20 protein-coding genes are annotated in these 21,589 nt (G+C 33.2%); 7 read left to right on the forward strand and 13 right to left on the reverse strand.

The window, feature by feature from the left end:
- The first annotated feature begins 338 nt into the window (after positions 1-338).
- Entirely contained in the window at positions 339-1,958 is a 1,620-nt protein-coding gene (pafA, locus tag NU08_RS00005) for an alkaline phosphatase PafA (RefSeq protein WP_129744967.1), read from the forward strand.
- A 125-nt stretch (positions 1,959-2,083) separates the two neighbouring features.
- Here pafA and ald read toward each other — a convergent pair whose 3' ends face one another.
- On the reverse strand, positions 2,084-3,202 hold the full coding sequence (ald, locus tag NU08_RS00010) for an alanine dehydrogenase (protein WP_129744969.1): 1,119 nt from the start codon (positions 3,200-3,202) through the stop codon (positions 2,084-2,086).
- A 201-nt stretch (positions 3,203-3,403) separates the two neighbouring features.
- Here ald and NU08_RS00015 point away from each other — a divergent pair, with 201 nt between their 5' ends.
- On the forward strand, positions 3,404-3,862 hold the full coding sequence (locus NU08_RS00015) for an Lrp/AsnC family transcriptional regulator (protein WP_008467950.1): 459 nt from the start codon (positions 3,404-3,406) through the stop codon (positions 3,860-3,862).
- 64 nt (positions 3,863-3,926) lie between these two features.
- Here NU08_RS00015 and NU08_RS00020 read toward each other — a convergent pair whose 3' ends face one another.
- Positions 3,927-5,375, reverse strand: a complete 1,449-nt coding sequence (locus tag NU08_RS00020; RefSeq protein WP_129744971.1) for a glyceraldehyde-3-phosphate dehydrogenase — start codon at positions 5,373-5,375, stop codon at positions 3,927-3,929.
- 202 nt (positions 5,376-5,577) lie between these two features.
- Positions 5,578-6,978: a trypsin-like peptidase domain-containing protein gene (locus tag NU08_RS00025; RefSeq protein ID WP_129744973.1), complete on the reverse strand. Its 1,401-nt coding sequence runs from the start codon at positions 6,976-6,978 to the stop codon at positions 5,578-5,580.
- A gap of 161 nt (positions 6,979-7,139) precedes the next feature.
- Here NU08_RS00025 and dapF point away from each other — a divergent pair, with 161 nt between their 5' ends.
- The 4 genes from dapF to NU08_RS00045 all read left to right on the forward strand — a co-directional run bounded on the left by dapF (position 7,140) and on the right by NU08_RS00045 (position 10,670).
- A complete protein-coding gene (gene dapF / locus NU08_RS00030) occupies positions 7,140-7,922 on the forward strand; it encodes a diaminopimelate epimerase (RefSeq protein ID WP_129744975.1) in 783 nt (260 codons plus the stop codon).
- Between the two features lie 36 nt (positions 7,923-7,958).
- Complete coding sequence (locus NU08_RS00035; protein WP_129744977.1) at positions 7,959-8,492, forward strand: GNAT family N-acetyltransferase; 534 nt, start codon at positions 7,959-7,961, stop codon at positions 8,490-8,492.
- Between the two features lie 10 nt (positions 8,493-8,502).
- The gene (gene mltG, locus NU08_RS00040; RefSeq protein ID WP_129744979.1) at positions 8,503-9,543 is read left to right on the forward strand and encodes an endolytic transglycosylase MltG; all 1,041 of its coding nucleotides are present in this window, start codon (positions 8,503-8,505) and stop codon (positions 9,541-9,543) included.
- Between the two features lie 485 nt (positions 9,544-10,028).
- Positions 10,029-10,670, forward strand: coding sequence for a peptidoglycan-binding protein LysM (locus NU08_RS00045; protein WP_129744981.1), 642 nt, complete (start codon positions 10,029-10,031; stop codon positions 10,668-10,670).
- A gap of 40 nt (positions 10,671-10,710) precedes the next feature.
- On the opposite strand, the gene scpA is transcribed toward NU08_RS00045, so the two are convergent.
- The 10 genes from scpA to dnaA all read right to left on the reverse strand — a co-directional run bounded on the left by scpA (position 10,711) and on the right by dnaA (position 20,973).
- Positions 10,711-12,840, reverse strand: coding sequence for a methylmalonyl-CoA mutase (gene scpA, locus NU08_RS00050; protein ID WP_165352378.1), 2,130 nt, complete (start codon positions 12,838-12,840; stop codon positions 10,711-10,713).
- 41 nt (positions 12,841-12,881) lie between these two features.
- Entirely contained in the window at positions 12,882-14,246 is a 1,365-nt protein-coding gene (locus NU08_RS00055) for a methylmalonyl-CoA mutase subunit beta (RefSeq protein WP_129744983.1), read from the reverse strand.
- Between the two features lie 14 nt (positions 14,247-14,260).
- Positions 14,261-14,593, reverse strand: a complete 333-nt coding sequence (locus NU08_RS00060; RefSeq protein WP_091133698.1) for an FtsB family cell division protein — start codon at positions 14,591-14,593, stop codon at positions 14,261-14,263.
- A gap of 103 nt (positions 14,594-14,696) precedes the next feature.
- On the reverse strand, positions 14,697-15,305 hold the full coding sequence (gene udk / locus NU08_RS00065) for a uridine kinase (protein ID WP_008467967.1): 609 nt from the start codon (positions 15,303-15,305) through the stop codon (positions 14,697-14,699).
- Between the two features lie 382 nt (positions 15,306-15,687).
- Positions 15,688-16,569, reverse strand: a complete 882-nt coding sequence (locus NU08_RS00070; protein WP_165352379.1) for an SDR family oxidoreductase — start codon at positions 16,567-16,569, stop codon at positions 15,688-15,690.
- 77 nt (positions 16,570-16,646) lie between these two features.
- The gene (locus tag NU08_RS00075; protein ID WP_129744985.1) at positions 16,647-17,774 is read right to left on the reverse strand and encodes a methionine aminotransferase; all 1,128 of its coding nucleotides are present in this window, start codon (positions 17,772-17,774) and stop codon (positions 16,647-16,649) included.
- A gap of 48 nt (positions 17,775-17,822) precedes the next feature.
- Complete coding sequence (locus NU08_RS00080) at positions 17,823-18,275, reverse strand: energy transducer TonB (RefSeq protein ID WP_129744987.1); 453 nt, start codon at positions 18,273-18,275, stop codon at positions 17,823-17,825.
- Positions 18,276-18,295: 20 nt separating this feature from the next.
- On the reverse strand, positions 18,296-19,009 hold the full coding sequence (locus NU08_RS00085; RefSeq protein WP_119792665.1) for an SAM-dependent methyltransferase: 714 nt from the start codon (positions 19,007-19,009) through the stop codon (positions 18,296-18,298).
- A 60-nt stretch (positions 19,010-19,069) separates the two neighbouring features.
- Positions 19,070-19,537 (reverse strand): low molecular weight protein-tyrosine-phosphatase, encoded by a 468-nt coding sequence (locus tag NU08_RS00090; RefSeq protein ID WP_129744989.1) that lies wholly within the window; start codon positions 19,535-19,537, stop codon positions 19,070-19,072.
- 8 nt (positions 19,538-19,545) lie between these two features.
- Positions 19,546-20,973 (reverse strand): chromosomal replication initiator protein DnaA, encoded by a 1,428-nt coding sequence (dnaA, locus tag NU08_RS00095; RefSeq protein WP_008467978.1) that lies wholly within the window; start codon positions 20,971-20,973, stop codon positions 19,546-19,548.
- Between the two features lie 187 nt (positions 20,974-21,160).
- On the opposite strand from dnaA, the gene NU08_RS00100 reads away from it, so the two are divergent.
- Positions 21,161-21,574 (forward strand): acyl-CoA thioesterase, encoded by a 414-nt coding sequence (locus tag NU08_RS00100; protein ID WP_129744991.1) that lies wholly within the window; start codon positions 21,161-21,163, stop codon positions 21,572-21,574.
- The last annotated feature ends 15 nt before the right edge of the window (positions 21,575-21,589 follow it).

The following is a 21,589-nucleotide window of genomic DNA, read 5'->3' on the forward strand; positions in this document are numbered from 1 at the left end:
ATGTGGGAGAGTATGTCGTCGCCTTTCTTTTGAAAACCCTATCCAAATCGGATAGGGTTTTCTGTTTTTATATGGTTTTGGAAAAAAACTGTTTCGGCCAGCCGCGTTAGTGATGGAAGCGGCATCCTTTTGCGGGACTTGAAAGCTTCTTTCTTCCTTATGTGTTCTCCCGCAAAAGATACAGCGGACAGCACGGCCCGAAGGGAAACGCCATAAGTATCTGCAGTCTTGAACCTATAAGTGTTAAATTATAGTCAATTGTTGACGGTTAAATATTGATACTTTAGACTTTTTGAATTTGAATGAGTATTTTTGTGTTTCAATTATTTTATTTAAACATGAAGAAAAATATTTTATTGTTAGCACTTCTTGCTATTACAGGCTTAAGTGCGCAACAACGTCCAAAACTAGTTGTGGGTATAGTTGTCGATCAAATGAAAATGGAATATTTATATCGCTTTTCAGATGATTTTTCTCCTAACGGCTTTAAAAGATTAATGAATGAGGGATTTACTTTCCAGAATATGCATTACAATTATATGCCAACTTACACTGCTCCTGGACACGCTTCAATCTACACAGGTACGACTCCAGCGACTCACGGAATTGTTGGTAATGAATGGTTCAGTAGAACTCTTGGTAAAGAAATGTATTGTACAGATGACGCTGGTGTTAAAACTGTAGGTGATGGTACGGCGGAAGAAGGTGCAATGTCTCCTAAAAATCTTCAAAGTACTACAATTACAGATGAAGTTAGAATGGCAACTAATTTTACTGGAAAAGTTATTGGACTAAGCTTAAAAGATAGAGGTGCTATATTACCAGCAGGACATTTTGCTAACTGGGCATTCTGGTATAGTAAAACTGGTTCTTTTATTTCTAGTACTTTTTATGGTGAAAAACTGCCAGAATGGGTTATTGAATTCAATAATGAAAAAAACTACTTAAAATATATTAATAAAGGATGGGATTTGTATAAGCCTGCTTCGGTTTATAACGAAAGTCTTCCAGATAATAACCCATACGAAGGTAAACTATATGGAAGTGCTGCTCCTGTTTTTCCGTATGATTTAAAATCAATGTATGAGAAAAATGATGCTGGAGTTATAAGAGCTACTCCTTTTGGGAATGATCTTTTAGCTGAGTTTGCAAAAAGAGCTATTGAGAAAGAAGAATTAGGGAAGGATAATGTTACGGACTTCTTAACAGTTAGTTTTTCTTCTACAGACTATGTGGGACACTTACTTGGCCCAAGATCTATGGAACTTCAAGATACTTACTTGAGATTGGATCAAACGATTGCTGATTTTTTAGCTTATCTTGATAAAACAGTTGGTAAGGGTAATTATTTACTTTTCTTAACGGCTGACCACGCTGGTGCTGAGAATGTAATTTACTTGAAAGACCGTAAATATAATGTAGATAATTATCCTTCTAAAGAGGTTAAGAAAAGCTTACAGGATTTCTCTACTAAGACATTTGGTGTAGATTTGATTCAAAATTACTCAAACTTTAATGTTTTCTTCAATAAACAAATTATCAAGGACAAGAAATTAGACCTTGATAAAGTTAAAGATGCTTTTAAAAAGTTTTTAATCACTCAACCACAAGTTAAAAAAGTTTATACAGAGGAAGAAGTTTTGGCTAATGCTGGAAATGATTACGCTCTTAATTTTGTAGCAAAGGGTTATGATGTTACACAAAATGGTGATTTAGTTATTGTAGATAAACCTGGAATGATAGAATATACACCAACAGGAACATCACATGGTACTATTTATAGCTACGATACGCATGTTCCAGCTATTTTCTATGGTTGGCACATCAAAAAGGGTGAATCGTATGATAAAAAAGCGATTACGGAAATTGCTCCAACAATTGCTCAAAAAATTAAAGTTACTTTTCCTAATGGAACCGAAGCTAAAGTTATGACTGAAGTTCTAGATAATAAAAAATAAAAGATTATACTATTTTAAAAAACCTGTCTTCGTGACAGGTTTTTTTATGCCATAAAAAAAGGCTTTTCAATTAAGAAAAGCCTTTTGTAATAGTGACTTAGTAAGCACTTGTTTAAGTATTAGCACTATGCGTTTGCTAATACTATTTCTTCGTTAAAAGGAAGATTCCAAGCTTCTGCAACTCCTTTGTAAAGGATTTTTCCATTAGCTACGTTTAATCCTTTTTTCAATTCTTCATTTTCTGTACAAGCTTTTTCCCATCCTTTGTTTGCTAATTGTACAGCATATGGTAAAGTTGCGTTTGTTAATGCTAAAGTAGAAGTGTAAGGAACAGCTCCTGGCATATTAGCTACACAGTAGTGAACGATATCGTCAATAATGAATGTTGGGTTTTCATGAGTTGTTGGAGTACAAGTTTCAATACAACCTCCTTGGTCTACAGCTACGTCAACAACAACAGTTCCTGGGCGCATTAATTTAAGCATATCACGAGTGATTAAGTGAGGTGCTTTTGCTCCTGGAATTAAAACTGCTCCAACAATTAAGTCAGCATCTTTAATTGCTCTTGTAATGTTGTAGTGGTTAGACATTTCTGTGTTTACGTTTGCTGGCATGATGTCATCTAATTGACGTAAACGTGGCAAGCTTAAGTCCATGATAGTAACTTGAGCACCTAAACCAGCAGCCATTTTAGCAGCTTGAGTTCCTACGATTCCTCCACCTAAAACCAATACTTTTGCTGGCGGAACACCTGGAACACCACCTAAAAGAATTCCTCTTCCTTTTAATGGTTTTTCAAGGTATTTAGCCCCTTGTTGAATTGCCATACGACCAGCAACTTCAGACATTGGAACTAATAATGGTAAACTTCTATCTGTTTTTTCTACAGTTTCGTAAGCTAAACAAACAGCTCCTTTTTCTAACATTGCATGAGTTAATTCTTCTGAAGAAGCAAAGTGGAAGTATGTGAATAATAATTGATCTTTTTTGATCAATGGGTATTCAGAAGCAATTGGCTCTTTTACTTTGATAATCATTTCTGCAATAGCATAAACTTCTTCAATAGTTGGTAAAACAATTGCACCAGCTTCAGCATATTCTGCGTCAGCGAAACCGCTTCCTAAACCAGCAGTAGATTGAACATACACTGTATGTCCGTGTTTTTTCATTTCAGAAACACCTGCAGGAGTTAGGGCAACTCTGTTTTCATTATTTTTTATTTCTTTAGGAACACCTATTATCATTTTGTTATATTTTTTTGTTTTTATTGAAATTGTTTTACAAATCTACAGATAGAGAATAAATTATGGTTTAATGCTTAATAAATAAGAAAATATTATTTTATTTTTTACTTTTACAGAAAAATATTCTGTTTTGGGTCTGAATTTATTCTTTAAAAAGAAAAAATGACTAAATCGGACTAATTTTAATAAAACGTTTTCGTTATGGCTTTAGATGAAATTGACAAAAAAATCCTACGTCTATTACAAGAAGATGCGCACTACACTTTAAAAGACATCGCAAACAAAATAAATTTGTCTTTGACGCCTGTTCATGATCGGGTGAAACGTCTTGAAAAAGATGGTATTATAGAAAAATATGTGACACTTTTAGACAAGAAAAAATTGGGGAATAATTTGACCGTTTATTGTCAAGTTACACTGACAAAACAGACTTATGACACATCAGAGGGATTTAACCAATCGATTTTGAATTTACCTGAGGTTGTTGAATGCAATTACGTTTCAGGAAACTTCGATTATATGCTGAAAATCATAATTCCAGATATGGAAAGTTATCATCACTTTCATCAGAAAAAATTATCTGTTTTACCTGAAGTTTCTTTAATAAATACCGTTTTTGTAATTTCAGAAGTAAAGAGTACTACTGTTCTTCCTATTTAAACTAAAACAAAAAACCATCAAGAAAATCCTGATGGTTTTAAGAAAAAAAGTTAGTTTGGTTGAATTAATAATATGTATAACGTCTTACTTTGGCAATATATTTTGCTAAACGAATAACTTGATGACTATATCCATATTCATTGTCATACCAAATATATAGCACTATATTTTTTCCATCCTTTGAAACAATGGTAGCATTACTATCATAAATAGATGGAGCAGAAGTTCCAACTATGTCAGATGAAACCAATTCGTTATTTAAAGAATACTTAATCTGCTCTACAAGTTCTCCTTCAAGAGCATATTTCTTCATAATTTTATTGATTGCAGTAATCGATGTCGCTTTCTTAACTTCTAAATTTAAAACAACAAGAGAGCCATTAGGAACAGGAACGCGAATCGCATTTGAAGTTAATTTACCTTCCAATGATGGCAAAGCTTTTGCCACAGCACTTCCTGCGCCAGTTTCGGTAATGACCATGTTTAAAGCAGCAGCTCTTCCACGACGATATTTTCTATGCATATTATCAACCAGATTCTGGTCGTTGGTGTAGGCATGAATGGTTTCTAAATGACCTTTTACAACACCAAGAGTTTCTTCAACTACTTTTAAAATTGGAGTAATAGCATTTGTTGTGCAAGATGCCGCAGAAAAAATATTTACTTCATCAGGATTAAATTCATTGTGATTAACACCGTGTACAATATTTGGAACACCTTTTCCGGGAGCAGTTAGCAAAACTTTACTTGCTCCATTTGAAGTTAAATGTCTTCTAAGGGCTTCTTCAGTTGTAAATGCACCAGTGTTATCAATTACTAAAGCATCATTGATTCCGTAAGTAGTGTAATCAATTTCTTCTGGAGAATTGGCAGTAATGATATGAACAGTTGTTCCGTTTATAATTAATGCATTATTTTTAGTGTCTGCAATTACAGAACCTTGAAAATCGCCGTGAATTGAGTCATATCGCAATAGAGAAGCTCGTTTCTCTAAGCTTGTTGCATCATTTTTATCACGGGTTACAATGGCTCTCAGACGCAATTGATCTCCTTTTCCAGTTTTAGACATTAGCTCTCTCGCCAACAAACGTCCAATTCTTCCGAAACCGTACAAAACAATATCTTTTGGTTTGATTTCTTTTGAAGATTTTGCTTTTTTCAATTTTTCAATAACAAAATATCTCGCATCAGGATATTTTTCATCTTCTAAACGATATTCATAAGTTAGTTTTCCTAAATCTATTTTTGCTGGTGGAAGATCTAAAGATAAAACGACTTTTGCGATTTCAACCGAATCAAAAATGGTGATTGGTTTACCTACGAATTCTCCAGCATATTGATGAAGATTGATAATATCGCTCACGTTTTTATCCAATAACTGATTCTTGAATAAAACCATTTCGATTGATTTGTCATACCATAAATCGCTTATGACTTTAATTAATTCTACACCGGCTTTTCTTCGGTCGACTTGTAATGATACCTCTTTTTGGTACAATGATTTGTTACTCATAATTGAAAAAATAAAATGCTCACTATTTTAAAATTTTGCGCAAAAGTATCTATTTCAATCGATTTCGTAAACTATTTTAGCATTTATTTTTGAAAATAAAAAAGCCACCTTAATTTTCTTAAGATGGCATTTTTTGAAGTTTTCAGTCGCAGTCACAGTTTGCAGTTTTTAGTAATTGAAAACTGTGACAGAAAACTGAGATTTAAATTATAATTCTGAAAATCTCTCCATTTCTGTTGATCATTTCAATTCGAACGCTTTGTCCTTCGTCTTTTTTACTTAAAAGTTTTGAAACTGTTTCAACGTTTGTTGCTTTTACATTGTCAATACTTAGGATAATATTTCCTACTAATTCGTTTTGATATTGCATTAAATTCTCATTGCTGATGTTTTTAATTTTAACACCGTAATCGATTCTGAATTTTTTCTTGTCAGCAGCATCAATGTTTTCTAATTCAATTCCTTTAAATTCAGCGCTGTAAAACTCATTTTTGCTTAAAGTTACAGGAACTGTTTTAGTTTTTCCTTCTTTAATATAAGTTACTTTTACAACATCGTTTGGACGTTTTGTATTGATATAACCTGATAAATCTGCATAAGTTGCAATGTTTTGATCATCTAGTTTTACAATGATGTCACCTTTAGTTAAACCAGCTTTTTCTGCTCCAGAATTTTTAGAAACTCTATTAATATAGAATCCTTGTGTTTCTGTCACTCCCAATTCTTTAGAAGCTGTTGCATTCAATTCGCCTCCTTCAACTCCAAGAATACCTCTTTGAACATTTCCGTACTCCATAATATCCTCAATAATTTTTCGGGCAATATTAGAAGGAACAGCAAAAGAATATCCGACATAAGAACCCGTCATAGAAGAAATCATGGTATTAATTCCGATTAATTCACCTCTTGCGTTTACTAACGCTCCACCGCTATTACCAGGGTTTACCGCAGCATCAGTCTGAATGAAAGATTGGATTCCGCTTTGATCTAAATTTCTCGCTTTTGCTGAAACAATTCCGGCAGTTACAGTAGAAGTCAAGTTATAAGGATTTCCAACAGCCAATACCCATTCGCCAACTTTTACGTTATCAGAATTTGCAAAAGCAGTGTAAGGAAGTTTTTCATCAGCATTGATTTTCAAAAGAGCAATGTCCATTTTAGAATCAGTACCAATTAACTTCGCTTTGTATGATTTTTTATTGTTTAAAGTAATTTCTATTTCTGTAGCGTCTTTAATTACGTGATTATTAGTAACAATGTATCCGTCTTCAGAAATAATTACACCAGAACCAGTTCCTACTTGTTCTTGTTGCTGTTGTCCGCCATAGCCATAGAAAAACTCAAGCATCGGATTGCTTACAGTTCTTCTAGAAACATTTTTTACGTGAACGACAGTATGTACAGTTTTGTCTGCGGCTTCGGTAAAATCTAATGTTTCAGCACCTAATCCAACATTTTTTCCATAAGTGTTAGGGGCAAGAGTTACAACAGAATTTCCTTTTCCAAAAAAAGAATTGTTGCTTTCAAATAATAACTTGTAAGCACCAAGAGTAATAGCACCACTTAATAATGACACTAAAAATAAGGCTGAAAATCTTTTCATATTAGAATTTGTAATTAAGTTATTAGAATTTAAGTTTCATGTTTTATTTAACGTAAAATTACTTCAAAAAATTATTTGTAAAAACGGTTTAACGCTCTTTAACAATGATTAACATTTCATTAATTAATAGTTCGTACTTTTGTATTTCTAACAACTAAAAAATGCAAATAGAATTTTATAAATATCAAGGTACAGGAAACGATTTTGTAATGATAGATAACCGTACAAATTTCTTTCCAAAAGAGGATGTAAAACTTATTGAGCGTCTGTGTGACAGACGTTTCGGAATTGGAGCAGACGGATTAATTTTACTTGAAAATGATTCTGAAACTGACTTCAGAATGGTTTACTATAACTCTGATGGAAATCAAAGTTCAATGTGCGGAAACGGTGGTCGTTGTCTTGTCGCTTTTGCTAATCAATTAGGAGTAATTGATGACAAAACGACTTTTATTGCAACCGACGGATTACATCATGCTTCTGTAAATGCCGATTCGATTGTTTCTTTGCAAATGATTGATGTAAACGAAATTCAGAAAAAAGATTCTTATACTTTCCTAAATACAGGTTCTCCGCATCATGTTCAAATTGTTGATGATTTGGAACATTATAATGTAAAAGAAAACGGAGCTGCAATTCGATATGGTGAATTGTATGGCGAAAAAGGAAGCAATGTCAATTTTGTTAAAAAAGTAGACAACGACACTTTTTCATTAAGAACATACGAAAGAGGTGTTGAAGATGAAACTCTTGCGTGCGGAACTGGAGCGACAGCAGTTGCGATTGCGATGAATGCGATTGGAGAAACAGATAAAACTTCGATAAACTTAAATGTTGAAGGAGGAAAACTGGTAGTTTCTTTTGATAAAGATAATGATGGTTATACAAATGTTTTTTTAACAGGTCCTGCGAAATTTGTTTTTAAAGGAACAATCGAGATTTAAATCTAAAATCTGCAATCAAAAATCTAAAATATCCAGATGATTACATTAAAAGGCGATTCGATTTATTTGCGTGCACTTGAACCTCAAGATTTAGAGTTCATTTATTCTATAGAAAATGACGAAAATATTTGGGAAGTAAGCAATACGCAAACTCCTTATAGCCGTTTTTTGATTAAACAATATTTAGAAAATGCACATCAGGATATTTATGAGGCAAAACAGCTTCGTTTAGCAATTTGTCAAGATGAAGATTTTCCTGCTATCGGATTGATTGATTTATTCGATTTTGATCCGAGAAATAATAGGGCAGGAATTGGCATTGTCGTTCAGAAAGAAGAAAATCAAGGAAAAAAGATTGGTTCTGAGGCTTTAGAGCTTTTAATAAAATATTCTTTTTATAATTTAAATCTGCATCAATTATATGCAAATATTGGAGTGCAAAATGTAGCGAGTATTGCACTTTTTACTAAATTTGGTTTCAAGAAAATCGGAATAAAAAAAGACTGGATTTTGTATCATAACCACTATCAAGATGAAGCAATTTTTCAGCTAATTAACAAACAAATTTAAATTTTAAGCTTTGAGTCTAAAAAAAATAATCACAATAAGTGCCGTAGCCATTATTTCAGTTTTATTGATTTATGGTTTTATATTAATCAGTAAAATATTTAGTTCGAACACTAAATTTGAAGAAAAAGAAGTGTACGTTTATGTGCCAACAGATGCAAATTATGCTGATGTAAAAAAGATTTTGGCGCCTTACATCAAGAATTTTGACAACTTTGAAATGGTTGCAGAAAAAAGAGATTATCCAGAAAATGTAAAATCTGGTCGTTTTCTTTTGAAAAAAGACATGAACAACATTGACTTAGTGCGAGCAATGCGTTCTAATATTCCAGTTAAGTTGGTTTTTAATAATCAAGAGCGTTTAGAGAATTTTGCAGGAAGAATCGGAAAAGAAATAGAAGCGGATAGTTTATCTTTATTAAAAGCGATTAAAGATTCGACTTTCTTAGCAGCAAACGGATTTAATGAAGAAAACGTTTTTGCAATGTTTATTCCAAATACTTATGAGATTTATTGGAATACTTCAGCTGAGAAGTTCCGTGATAAAATGATTAAAGAATATCACAATTTCTGGACAGCTGATAGAATCGCTAAAGCAAAAGCACAAGGTTTAACACCAGTGCAAGCTACTATTTTAGCATCAATTGTTCATAAAGAATCGGTTAAGAAAGACGAAAGACCGCGTATTGCGGGAGTTTATCTAAACCGTTTACGTTTAGAAATGCCTTTGCAAGCTGATCCAACCGTCATTTATGCTTTAAAATTAAGAGATAACAATTTTGATCAAGTTATAAAAAGAGTTTTTTACAATGATTTGGTAATGAGATCTCCATATAATACTTATGTAAACAAAGGACTTCCTCCTGGACCAATTGCAATGCCTGATATTACAGCATTAGAGGCGGTTTTAAACCCAGAGAAGAACGATTATATTTATTTCTGTGCAAGTGTTGATCGTTTTGGATATCATGAGTTTGCGGCAACATTGGCAGAACATAACGTAAATGCAAAAAAATATTCTGATTGGATCGCAAGTCAGGGAGTAACGAGATAATTTTATTATCGATTTAAATATTTAAAAACCGAAGTAAATTTTACTTCGGTTTTTTTATTTCTTTTTAATGCAAAATTGTTCTTGAAATCGAATAATTACGAATTTGCTATTTTGGATATTTTTTAGATTGAAGTAATAAAAAAATAAACATTTTTTAATGTTGATTTTTATAAAATTCAAAAACTGGTTTTCAAGATTTGCATAAAAAAACAAGATTTTATTATAAGAAAATTCTTTCTTTTTAATAGAATTTGCTTAAAATTTATATAAAATACGATTTTTTTTTGGTCTTAATTGTTGGTTTTTAAAGTGAAAAAACGAGAACTAAAATCTCTCGGAATCCATTACTATAACTGGGATGGAAGCAGTTTACGATTTTACGTAAAAAATGCTAAACGATTGATTTTAAGCATATTTTTAAAATAACTTATCTTTGCACCGTAGAAATTTCAAGAGGGTGACAGTGTCTTGAAGAAAAACAATTTATGATAAAGAAATGGTATTTTTATGCGAGTTTAGTCGTTATTATTACATTTTTAAGTTTGGGATTTATTCCCTCTAACAACGAAACCAAACCTTGGTTTTTAATTGAAAAAACAGATGGATCAGAATACATTTTTCCATCTAAAGAAAAAGATGATTATCCTAAAATCGCAAATGTCCCATTCACAGGAAATCGTCTAATAGGATTTAAAGAAGCAGTCGCTTTTAAAGAATCACAAGGGCAGTACAGATTAGTAAATACCCTTGGTTATATGGGTAAATATCAATTTGGTTCTAAAGCTTTGAGAGCAATTGGAATTAATGATACTAAAGCCTTTTTAAAAGATCCTGCTCTACAAGAAAAAGCTTTTATGGCTTTACTAGCCAAAAACAAATGGATTTTACGTAACGAAATCGAAAAGTACGAAGGCAAAATCGTCAGCGGTATTGAAATTACCGAATCTGGAATTTTAGCAGCGGCACATCTAGGTGGTGCAGGTTCTGTAAAGAATTTTTTCAAAAACAAAGGAAGCAGACATTTTAGAGATGCTTTTGGAACTTCATTGAAAAGCTACATGAGAGATTTTGCAGGTTACGATCTTTCTTTTATAGAAGCTGACAGTAACGCAACAGTAAACGACTAAATGAAAAAAGAAAAATCCCTTGTAAAAAGGGATTTTCTTTTTAATCTATTAAAGCTTCTAAGATTTTTATAGCCGCTTCACTTATTTTAGTTCCAGGTCCAAAAACGGCCGATGCACCTGCATCAAACAAGAATTGATAGTCCTGAGACGGAATAACACCCCCCACAATTACCATTATATCTTCGCGGCCATGTTTTTTTAATTCTTCTATAACTTGAGGCACCAATGTTTTATGTCCTGCAGCTAGAGATGAAACACCTAAAATATGAACATCATTCTCCACAGCTTGTTTTGCTGCTTCTGCTGGAGTTTGAAATAATGGTCCTATATCAACATCAAAACCAACATCGGCGTAACCCGTAGCGACTACTTTTGCGCCTCGATCGTGACCGTCTTGCCCCATCTTTGCAATCATAATTCTAGGACGTCTTCCTTCTTGTTTAGCAAAAACATCCGCAAGTTGTTTTGCCTTTTCAAAATTCTCGTCATTTTTTATTGCTGCACTATACACTCCGCTAAAAGATTTAATTTGTGCTTTAAAACGGCCAAAAACTGTTTCCAATGCATTACTGATTTCGCCTAATGTTGCTCTGTTTCTAGCGGCTTCAATAGCATTTTCTAATAAGTTTCCTTGTCCAGTCTGAGCACAATGGATTAATTTTTCTAGTGACTTATTTACTTTTTCAGAATCTCTGCTTCGTTTTATTTCTTCAAGACGTTCAACCTGTTGCTTGCGAACCAATTGATTGTCTACATCTAGAATATCCAACGGATCTTCTTTTTCTAAACGATATTTATTTACACCGACAATAATATCTTGTCCGCTGTCAATTCTAGCTTGTTTTCTTGCTGCAGCTTCTTCAATTCGAAGTTTCGGAATTCCAGCTTCAATTGCTTTGGTCATTCCACCAAGCTCTTCTACTTCTTCAATTAGCTTCCAAGTTTTTTCAACAATGTCATTTGTTAGACTTTCAACATAATAACTTCCAGCCCAAGGATCGACTGTTTTGGTTATTTTAGTTTCTTCTTGAAGAAAGATCTGAGTATTTCTCGCAATTCTAGCAGAGAAATCTGTTGGAAGTGCGATTGCCTCGTCTAAAGCATTTGTATGTAAAGATTGTGTTCCGCCAAAAACGGCAGCAGCTGCTTCAATACAAGTTCTGGCAACATTGTTAAATGGATCTTGTTCTGTCAAACTCCATCCGCTGGTTTGGCAATGTGTTCTTAATGCCAAAGATTTATCACTTTTTGGATTAAACTGCTGTAATAATTTAGCCCAAATCATTCGGCCAGCTCTCATTTTAGCGATTTCCATAAAATGATTCATTCCGATTGCCCAAAAGAAAGATAATCTTGGCGCAAATTCATCAATCGTCATTCCTGTTGATAATCCGGTTCTGATATATTCTAAACCATCTGCCAAAGTATACGCTAATTCAATATCAGCTGTTGCACCAGCTTCTTGCATATGATACCCAGAAATAGATATCGAATTGAATTTTGGCATTTTTTTGCTCGTAAATTCAAATATATCAGCGATAATTTTCATCGAAGGAGTAGGAGGATAGATATAAGTATTTCTAACCATAAACTCCTTTAAAATATCATTTTGGATTGTTCCCGCTAGTTTTTCTGGACTAACACCTTGTTCTTCGGCAGCAACAATATAAAAAGCCATAATAGGTAAAACAGCACCATTCATGGTCATGGAAACCGACATTTCGTCCAACGGAATCTGATCAAAAAGCACTTTCATGTCTTCAACAGAATCAATGGCAACTCCAGCTTTTCCAACATCACCAACAACTCTTTCATGATCTGAATCGTAGCCGCGATGCGTTGGTAAATCAAAAGCGATCGAAAGTCCTTTTTGGCCTGCAGCTAAATTTTTTCTATAAAAAGCATTACTTTCTTCTGCTGTAGAAAATCCAGCATATTGACGAATAGTCCACGGACGTCTCACATACATCGTTGCATATGGTCCGCGTAAATTTGGTGCAAAACCAGCTCCGAAATCAAGAAAATCTAAATCTTCGATATCTTTCTCAGAATAGTTTTTTTTAATTTCGATTCCTTCAGCAGTCGTAAAGTTATCTGCCAAGTTTTCTTGACTTTCAGCTTTCAGTTTTTGACTTTGAAGAGTAATATGTTTAAGGTCTTTTCTGATCATTGAGACACTTTTTTTGAATTTTTAATTAATTACGTTAGAGATTATTCTAATTCCAATCGTTCTTGCTCCATTTTTTCAGCCAATCTCTTTTCGATAATCGGTGTAATTAATGTTTTTCTTGGTTTTATTTTTACAAAAGGAAACAATTCTAAATCGTGTTTCATTCTGTCTTCTTTGTTTGGATATTTATTTGTGCCTAAAAGGATTTCCTTTTTAGAATCGAATAATTCCTGTTCTTTATTAGCACTTTCCTGAATTTTCTTTTTGATTGTGCCATCATTTAAAAGTTTTAAGAAACCACCATTGGCTTCAATATCTTTAAATAATGCCAAACTTTTTTCTGCCAATTGCATTGTTAAACTTTCGATGTAATAACTTCCGTCAGCTGGATTGTCTACTTTGTCAAAATAACTTTCGTGTTTTAAAATTAAAAGCTGATTTCTAGCAATTCGGTCTCCAAATTCATTGTCTTTATGATATAATGCGTCGTAAGGCAAATTGGCAATCGCATTTGCACCGCCTAAAATTGCTGACATACATTCGGTTGTCGTACGCAACATATTGACATTATAATCGTAAATGGTTTTATTGCGTTTTGTTGGCGTTACCAATAAATGGCATTTTATTTTTGAATTATATTCTGAAGCAATTAAATCAAAAAGCATTCGAAGTGCACGAAGCTTTGCAATTTCGAAGAAATAATTTGTTCCAACAGAAACTTGAAAAACAATAGACTTTGCGGTTCCAGCAAAACGATTTAAATATTCGTTTGCATGCGCTAAACTATAAGCGATTTGCTGAGTGATGTTAGCGCCAGAATTTTGGTACAATCCCAAATCTACACTGAGAAGATTTAAATTGGTTGTATTTTTTAAAAGCAAATCTAAAGTTTCAAAATTATTTTTCTCTGAAGTGGTAAACCAATTTCCTTCTCGTGCCAGTTGTCCGATTGGGTCAAAATTACAGTAAAAATTAGATTTTTTCTGAATCGAAATTGTGTCTAATTTTTTAACGAAATCGATTGAGATGAAACTGAAATTAAAGTAAACGTTTTTGTTTTCTAAAGGAAGATTTTCCAATAGTTTTTCAACATCAATTTTATCATTTTCAATTGTAAAACGAAGACTTTCTGCACCTCTTTCTAAAGTGTTTAAAGCGCGTTCTATAGATTTTTCTACATCGAAAACAAAGATATTTTGGCAGATTTTAAAATCTGAGGCTTGCGTATTTACATTTGCAGCTTTTGTAAACTCATCACTGTGATAAAAAGGTTTTACCTGAATATCTTCTGGAGAATTCCAAATAACAGTTTGATTGTAATCGGCTCCATCTAATTCAAACTGAATTTTTTGTTTCCATTGTTTGGATGAAATCGGATTAAAATCGTCGAATAGGTTAGTGGCCATTGTAGTTTTTTTGATTATTCTTTTTCTTGAATCGTGTCTCCTTCAAATTGTATGATATAAATATCTTCGCTGTCCTTTTTCATAAAATACTTTTCGCGAGCGTATTTCTCAATTTGTTCTGGATTTTTGAGTAGCTTAATTTGCTCCTGATCTTTTTTGATTTCTTCCTGATAATACTTTTTATTATCTTCTAGTTCGTGTATCTGCTGATCTAGAAAGCGATGATCAAAATAGGAGTAATTGTCTAAAAATAACATCCACACTATGAAAAACAGCAAAACCCAAACATATTTATTGCCTAGATATTTAAACCACTTTTTGTCTTTATATGGATTCTTAAATTTCATATAAGATAATTTCTTTTGAATTGTTTTTTTTAGACCTGTTAGAGAGCAAACCCGACCTTCGCCGGGCTGCATATAATTTTATGGTTTAAATTTACGATAAAAATTATGAAATTCTCTGATTAATTACGGCACGAACGACATCAATTGCTACCGTATTATATTTGTCATTCGGGATGATAATGTCTGCAAAAGCCTTCGATGGTTCGATAAATTGCTCATGCATAGGTTTTAAAGTCGTTTGGTAACGGTTTAAAACTTCATCAATATCACGTCCGCGTTCTGAAATATCTCTTTTTAAACGACGAATTAATCTTTCGTCAGAATCTGCGTGAACGAAGATTTTAATATCAAACATATCACGCAATTCAGGATTTGTCAAAATTAAAATTCCTTCCACAATCATAACTTTTCTTGGATGAGTCGAAACAGTATCGTCTGTTCTATTGTGTTGGATAAAAGAATAAACCGGCTGATCTATTGTTTCTCCTGCTTTTAAAGCTTTTAGGTGTTTTACCAATAATTCAAAATCGATCGCACGCGGGTGATCAAAATTGATCAATGCTCTTTCGTCAAACGATAAATTATCGGTTTGCTTGTAGTATGAATCCTGAGAAATTACCCCAACTTCTGTGTCTGGTAATTCATTCATAATTTGGTGTACTACTGTAGTTTTTCCACTTCCTGTTCCTCCTGCAAGTCCGATAATGAGCATAAAATTTTTGTTTGATATTTGTTTGGCAAAAATAATAATTTAACTGAATCGCTAAACATATAATGTAATTTAACCATATAAGTAATGTAAGTAAATGTAAGCTAGAAAATATTTAAACAAAATGTTACTTAACTGAAATTACTGCTGTTATATTGATAAAAGACCGAATTATTTGTTTTAAATCATTTGAGCATTATAAGTAAATATAAATAGTGCTTTTTGACCTAAACGAGCTTTAAAAATTTCCACTAAACTTATAATCTCTTAAATGAACTTACATGGTGAAAAATATAAAAAAAAAATCCCGAAAGTGGGACCTTCGGGATTTCGTGCAATCAGTATAGTTTAAAAAAAATATTCTGAATTTAGTAAGCACTTGTAATTATTTATTCTTTTTTGCTTTAATCATCATTTCAAGCTGATCCCAAAGTTCTTCTGGAATTGCTTCTAATAAATTGAATTGTCCGGCACCTTTTAGCCATTCGCCACCATCAATTGTGATGACATCTCCATTAATGTATGAAGAGAAATCTGAAACTAGATATGCTGCCAAATTGGCTAATTCTTGGTGATCTCCAACTCTTTTTAATGGCACTTTTTTCGCCATGTCAAATTTCTCTGAAAGATCTCCAGGCAATAATCTGTCCCAAGCACCTTTTGTAGGGAATGGTCCAGGAGCAATTGCGTTAGAACGAATTCCGTATTTTGCCCATTCTACAGCAAGACTTCTTGTCATGGCTAGAACTCCTGCTTTTGCAGTAGCACTAGGAACAACATAAGCCGATCCTGTCCAAGCGTAAGTAGTTACTATATTTAAAATCGTTGCCGAAGTTTGTTTGGTATCAATCCAGTGTTTTCCAAAAGCAAGCGTACAGTTTTTAGAACCTTTCAGTACTATATCTATCACAGTATCAAATGCATTTGCGGATAATCTTTCTGTTGGCGAAATGAAATTTCCTGCTGCATTATTTAAAAGAACATCTACTTTTCCGAAAACTTTTAAAGTTTCTTGAAGCATATTTTCTACTTCCTCGTAATGACGAACATCACATTGAAGAGGAAGACAATTGCCTCCAGTTTGGCTTTCCAGTTCGGCAGCAGTAGTTTTTAACTTATCTAAATCTCTAGAAGTTATCGCTACTTGAGCTCCTAATTCGAGAAAATATTTGGTCATAGCTTTACCTAAACCGCTTCCGCCGCCTGTAACGACAATGACTTTACCTTTTAAAGCATCATCACGTAACATTTTATCTGTGTAGCTCATATTTTTTCTTTTTTTTACAATATTAATTAAATAAAATAGGATGCACGCATAATAATGTTATAAAATTTCAATAAATTTTATATATCACATAATTTTTTTGCTGCAGATTCTAACGTGAAGTCGTCTTTTGCGAAACAAAAACGAATTAATTTTTGATCTTTATGATCTGAATAAAAAGTTGAAATTGGAATTGCCGCAACACCATGATCGATAATCAGATTTTTACAGAAAGTAACATCATCTTCATTTGAAATAGTGGCATAAGAAGCAACTTGAAAATAAGTTCCCTGGCAAGGTTTCAATTCAAAACGGCTATTTTGGAGTAGTTTCTGAAAATAATCTCGTTTTTCTTGATAGAATTTTCCAAGAAGATTAACGTCAACAACATCAAGATATTCGCTAATTGCAAACTGAGAAATGCTGTTTACGCTGAAAACCAAAAACTGATGCACTTTTTTGATTTCTTTCATTAAATGTTCTGGCGCAATGGTGTAGCCAATTTTCCAACCTGTAATATGAAATGATTTTCCGAAAGAAGAAACCATTACACAGCGGTCTAAAAGAAAATCTTTTGTATGTGCCGAAATATGTTTTTCTTCAAAAGTAATGTATTCATATACTTCATCAGACAAAACGATAATGCCTGGATATTTTTCAAGAAGATTTTTTAACTGTACAAAATCATTTTCAGTTAAAATTTTTCCCGTCGGATTATGCGGATTATTGATAATCATCATTCTTGTTTTGGTAGAACAAGCTTTTTCAATTCTTTCCCAATTTGGTGTGTAATCGTCATTCAAAGCTACTCGAACAGGTTTTGCTTTGCAGAGTAAAACAGGAGATTCATAAGAATCATAACTCGGATCGAGAATAATTACTTCATCATTTTCTTTTACTAAAGCTAAAATTGTGGTGAAAATTCCTTGAGTTGCTCCAGCTGTAACCAAAAGTTCTGTATCTGGATTGATTGTTCTATTATAAGAACTCAGAGTTAAATTCGCAATTTTGTTCATCAACGGAGGATAGCCTGCCATTGGTGTGTATTGGTGAACATTTTCTTTCGCTAATCTTGCTACAATATCTGTCAGTCTTTCGTCAACAGGAAAATTTGGAAATCCCTGCGAAAGATTTATAGCATTGTATTCTACTGCCATTTTTGACATTACCGTAAAAATGCTTGTGGTTACGTTTGGGAGTTTACTCATGATAAAGTTTTTTGATTAGGGAAAAACTTGGGAGTGAATAAAATAAACTTAATTGATTGTCATAGGAATGGAATACAGAACTCTAACAATTTTATTATTTTGTTTTCCTGGATTCCATTTAGGAAATAGTTTTAAAACTCTGATAGCTTCGGCACCTGTTTCATATCCAAGGTCTCTTAAGATTTTAATATCGCTTAACGATCCATCTTTTTCAATAATAAAAGTGGCATATATTCTTCCTTTTAAGCCTTCCTTACTGCTTTTGAAATTTTGTTTTATAAAGGCGTTCATTGCGTCTACTCCGCCAGGAAATTCAGGTTTTACTTCTATGCCAGCTGTGTTGTATACAGGGTTTTCTTCCTCTACGACCACTCCGATAGGTATATAAGGTATTTCTTCGGTATTCTTAGAAGGTGTTTTATTTGAAGAATCTTTTGTTTTTGTTTGAGAAAATATATTTTGAGAGCAAAAAATAATGATTAAGATTAAAAGTTTTTTCATAAGGTGGTTTTAAGGTTAGCTTACATTTTATGAATAATAAAAATCGCAGGACGTTTATCAATGTCGATTTTTAATTTTTTCCAATCAGAAACTTTCATCGTTTTTATGAATTCTGTTGGCAAAGTAATATCTGCTGCAATACAAAGATGAGTTGCCGGACTTAAAATCTGCAAAAGATCTTCAATCAGTTTATTGTTTCTGTATGGAGTTTCAATAAATAGTTGAGATTGATTTTTATCATAAGATAATTTCTCAAAATGACGAATTGCCGATTTTTTCTCGTCTTTATCAATTGGCAAATATCCGTTGAAAGTAAAACTCTGGCCATTCATTCCAGAAGCCATCATGGCCAATAGGATAGAAGATGGTCCAACCAAAGGCACAACCTGTATTCCTTTTTCGTGCGCCAATTTCACAATTGCAGCACCAGGATCGGCAACGCCAGGACAGCCTGCTTCACTCATTAATCCCATATTTGTTCCTTCCAGCAAAGGTTTAATGAAATCATTGTGTTCGCTGGTTTCTGTTCTTTTGTTTAAAGTAAAAAGAACCAGTTCAGATTGCTTTTTTTCTGGATAAACGGCTTTTATAGATTTTCTTGCAGTTTTGTCGTTTTCAACAATATAATGGTCGATAACTTCTATCGTTCTTCTAACGGTTTGAGGTAAAACATCCATCGGATCGCTTTCGCCCATTGTTGTTGGAATTAGATATAATTTTCCGAAAGATTTCATGTGCTTTTGTTTAAAATTAAAAAATTCAATTATCTCTTTTTTAGAAACAATTGAATCGAATTAGGAGTGTTTTTTAAGAAGCTGATCTGCAATTAAATCAGTCACTTCGTCCAGCATTTTGTAAACGTTTTCAAAACCGTTGGCAGAACCATAATACGGGTCAGGAACATCTACATTTTCGTCTGGAAATAAATCGTTTAAAATCAAACGGACTTTATTTTTGTGTTCTGGAGTTTTGGCTAAATGAATAACATCGCGAAAATTCGAATTATCCATTACATAGATATAATCAAACTCATCAAAATCGGAAACTTTTATTTGTCTTCCTTTTTGTTCGCCGATATTGATTCCGTATTTTTTGGCAACTTCAATAGAGCGTTTGTCAGGGCAATGGCCAATATGCCAAGAACCTGTTCCTGCAGAATCTACCAAGAATTTGTCTTCAGGAAGCTTAGAGGCCAAAATCCCTTCTGCTAAAGGAGATCTGCAAATATTTCCTAAACAAACCATTAAGATTTTTACAGGCATGGCGCGTCTTAAAGCGTTAGTTTTTTATTGATGTCTTCAACAAACTTTTTAAATTGTTTGTCTGTAGAAACTAAGTTATCGACTGTTTTACAAGCGTGAAGAACAGTTGCGTGATCACGATCTCCAATTTGCGAACCAATATTGGCCAAAGAAGCTTTAGTGAATTTTTTAGCAAAGAACATAGCTAATTGTCTTGCTTGCACAACGTGCCTCTTTCTGGTTTTAGATTGAAGTGTTTCAATGTCTAATTGGAAATAGTCTGAAACAATTTTTTGAATATAATCGATAGAGATTTCTCTCTTAACATTTTTGACAAATTTCTCTACAACGCTTTTTGCGAGTTCAATCGTAACTTCTTTTTTGTTGAAAGAAGACTGAGCGATCAATGAAATAATAGCTCCTTCAAGTTCTCTTACGTTTGTTTTGATGTTACGGGCAACGTATTCTAAAATATCTTCTGGCATTTCTACACCATCGCGGTATAAAATATTTTTTAAGATTGAGATACGAGTTTCGTAGTCAGGCTGATGCAATTCTGCAGACAATCCCCATTTGAAACGAGATAATAATCTTTGCTCGATATCCTGCATATCAACAGGAGCTTTATCAGAAGTCAAGATTACTTGTTTTCCGTTTTGATGCAAATAGTTGAAAATGTGGAAGAATACGTCTTGCGTTCCTGATTTTCCAGATAAGAATTGAACATCGTCAATAATCAAAACATCGATTAGCTGATAAAAATGAATAAAGTCATTACGATTATTCTTTTTTACAGAATCAATGTATTGCTGTGTGAAAATCTCAGCAGAAATATATAAAACGGTCTTTTCTGGATATTTATCTTTTACTTCTACACCTATAGCATGCGCTAAGTGTGTTTTTCCTAAACCAACTCCTCCAAAAATCAATAACGGATTAAATGAAGTTCCTCCTGGTTTGTTGGCAACTGCCATACCAGCAGAACGAGCTAATCTATTTGAATCTCCTTCTAAGAAATTGTCAAAACTGTAGTTTGGATTTAACTGAGACTCAATTTTTAAATTTCTAATTCCAGGAATTACAAAAGGATTTTTAAGTTCAGGATTTAAGTTTTTAAACGGAGCGTCAACTTCTTGCGGTTTCATTGGCACTCTGTTGGCACTTGGCAGCTGCTCGGTAAACGGCTGTTTATTGCCATAAGTGTTCTCCATTTTAATTTTATAGAGTAACTTTGCGTTTTTTCCCAGTTCTTTGGTAAGCGCAACTTTCAATAATTTTACGTAATGCTCTTCGAGCCATTCGTAGAAAAATTTACTCGGAACCTGAATGTATAATGCGTTATCGGTTAGCTCAACTGATTTGATTGGTTCGAACCAAGTTTTATATGCTTGGTCTTGAATATTATCCTTTATAAAGGACAAACAGTTTTCCCATACCGATTGAGCAGTTTTAGTCATAGATTCAGATAAATTTTTATTATTGTTATAAAGATTCTCCTAATAAAAATGGAGCAATTTTATTCCGTATTTCGGGATAACAAATATGTGAACAAATTTCTGTAAAAAAAAATATTTTGGTATCTAATTTTATAAAAAAAAGTTGTAAAGAGCCTTTTTAAATTCGAATTTTTTTAATATTTTATAAATGAAAAATCACCAGACTCAAGTACGAGTTCGTTACTCAGAAACTGACCAAATGGGAGTCGTTTATCACGGAAATTATGTGCCTTATTTTGAGATAGGACGCGTGGAATGGCTTAGAAATAAAGGGGTTTCGTATAAAAGCATGGAAGAAAGCGGAATTGGCCTTCCAATTGTCAACATGAATATCAACTACAAAAAATCGGCGCGCTACGACGAACTTTTGACAATTCACACCACATTCAAAAGTCACTCTTCTGTTAAGATCGAATTTGACTGCGCAATCTTTAATGAAGCAAATGAGTTATTAACAACGGCAACGTTTATTTTAGTATTTGTTGCGTTAAAAACGGGTCGTCCAACAGCTCCTCCAGAATACATTTTAGACATATTCAAATCACTTGAAGAAAAGTGTTAAAACTGCCTTCATTTT

Origin of the sequence: Flavobacterium anhuiense (genome assembly GCF_004151235.1) — a bacterium.
Taxonomy (GTDB): Bacteria; Bacteroidota; Bacteroidia; order Flavobacteriales; family Flavobacteriaceae; genus Flavobacterium; species Flavobacterium anhuiense_A.

Coding starts and splice junctions, on each gene's coding strand:
- pafA (WP_129744967.1), top strand. CDS start 339: ATGAAGAAAAATATTTTATTGTTAGCACTTCTTGCTATTACAGGCTTA.
- ald (WP_129744969.1), bottom strand. CDS start 3,202: ATGATAATAGGTGTTCCTAAAGAAATAAAAAATAATGAAAACAGAGTT.
- NU08_RS00015 (WP_008467950.1), top strand. CDS start 3,404: ATGGCTTTAGATGAAATTGACAAAAAAATCCTACGTCTATTACAAGAA.
- NU08_RS00020 (WP_129744971.1), bottom strand. CDS start 5,375: ATGAGTAACAAATCATTGTACCAAAAAGAGGTATCATTACAAGTCGAC.
- NU08_RS00025 (WP_129744973.1), bottom strand. CDS start 6,978: ATGAAAAGATTTTCAGCCTTATTTTTAGTGTCATTATTAAGTGGTGCT.
- dapF (WP_129744975.1), top strand. CDS start 7,140: ATGCAAATAGAATTTTATAAATATCAAGGTACAGGAAACGATTTTGTA.
- NU08_RS00035 (WP_129744977.1), top strand. CDS start 7,959: ATGATTACATTAAAAGGCGATTCGATTTATTTGCGTGCACTTGAACCT.
- NU08_RS00045 (WP_129744981.1), top strand. CDS start 10,029: ATGATAAAGAAATGGTATTTTTATGCGAGTTTAGTCGTTATTATTACA.
- scpA (WP_165352378.1), bottom strand. CDS start 12,840: ATGATCAGAAAAGACCTTAAACATATTACTCTTCAAAGTCAAAAACTG.
- NU08_RS00055 (WP_129744983.1), bottom strand. CDS start 14,246: ATGGCCACTAACCTATTCGACGATTTTAATCCGATTTCATCCAAACAA.
- NU08_RS00060 (WP_091133698.1), bottom strand. CDS start 14,593: ATGAAATTTAAGAATCCATATAAAGACAAAAAGTGGTTTAAATATCTA.
- udk (WP_008467967.1), bottom strand. CDS start 15,305: ATGCTCATTATCGGACTTGCAGGAGGAACAGGAAGTGGAAAAACTACA.
- NU08_RS00070 (WP_165352379.1), bottom strand. CDS start 16,569: ATGAGCTACACAGATAAAATGTTACGTGATGATGCTTTAAAAGGTAAA.
- NU08_RS00075 (WP_129744985.1), bottom strand. CDS start 17,774: ATGAGTAAACTCCCAAACGTAACCACAAGCATTTTTACGGTAATGTCA.
- NU08_RS00080 (WP_129744987.1), bottom strand. CDS start 18,275: ATGAAAAAACTTTTAATCTTAATCATTATTTTTTGCTCTCAAAATATA.
- NU08_RS00085 (WP_119792665.1), bottom strand. CDS start 19,009: ATGAAATCTTTCGGAAAATTATATCTAATTCCAACAACAATGGGCGAA.
- NU08_RS00090 (WP_129744989.1), bottom strand. CDS start 19,537: ATGCCTGTAAAAATCTTAATGGTTTGTTTAGGAAATATTTGCAGATCT.
- dnaA (WP_008467978.1), bottom strand. CDS start 20,973: ATGACTAAAACTGCTCAATCGGTATGGGAAAACTGTTTGTCCTTTATA.
- NU08_RS00100 (WP_129744991.1), top strand. CDS start 21,161: ATGAAAAATCACCAGACTCAAGTACGAGTTCGTTACTCAGAAACTGAC.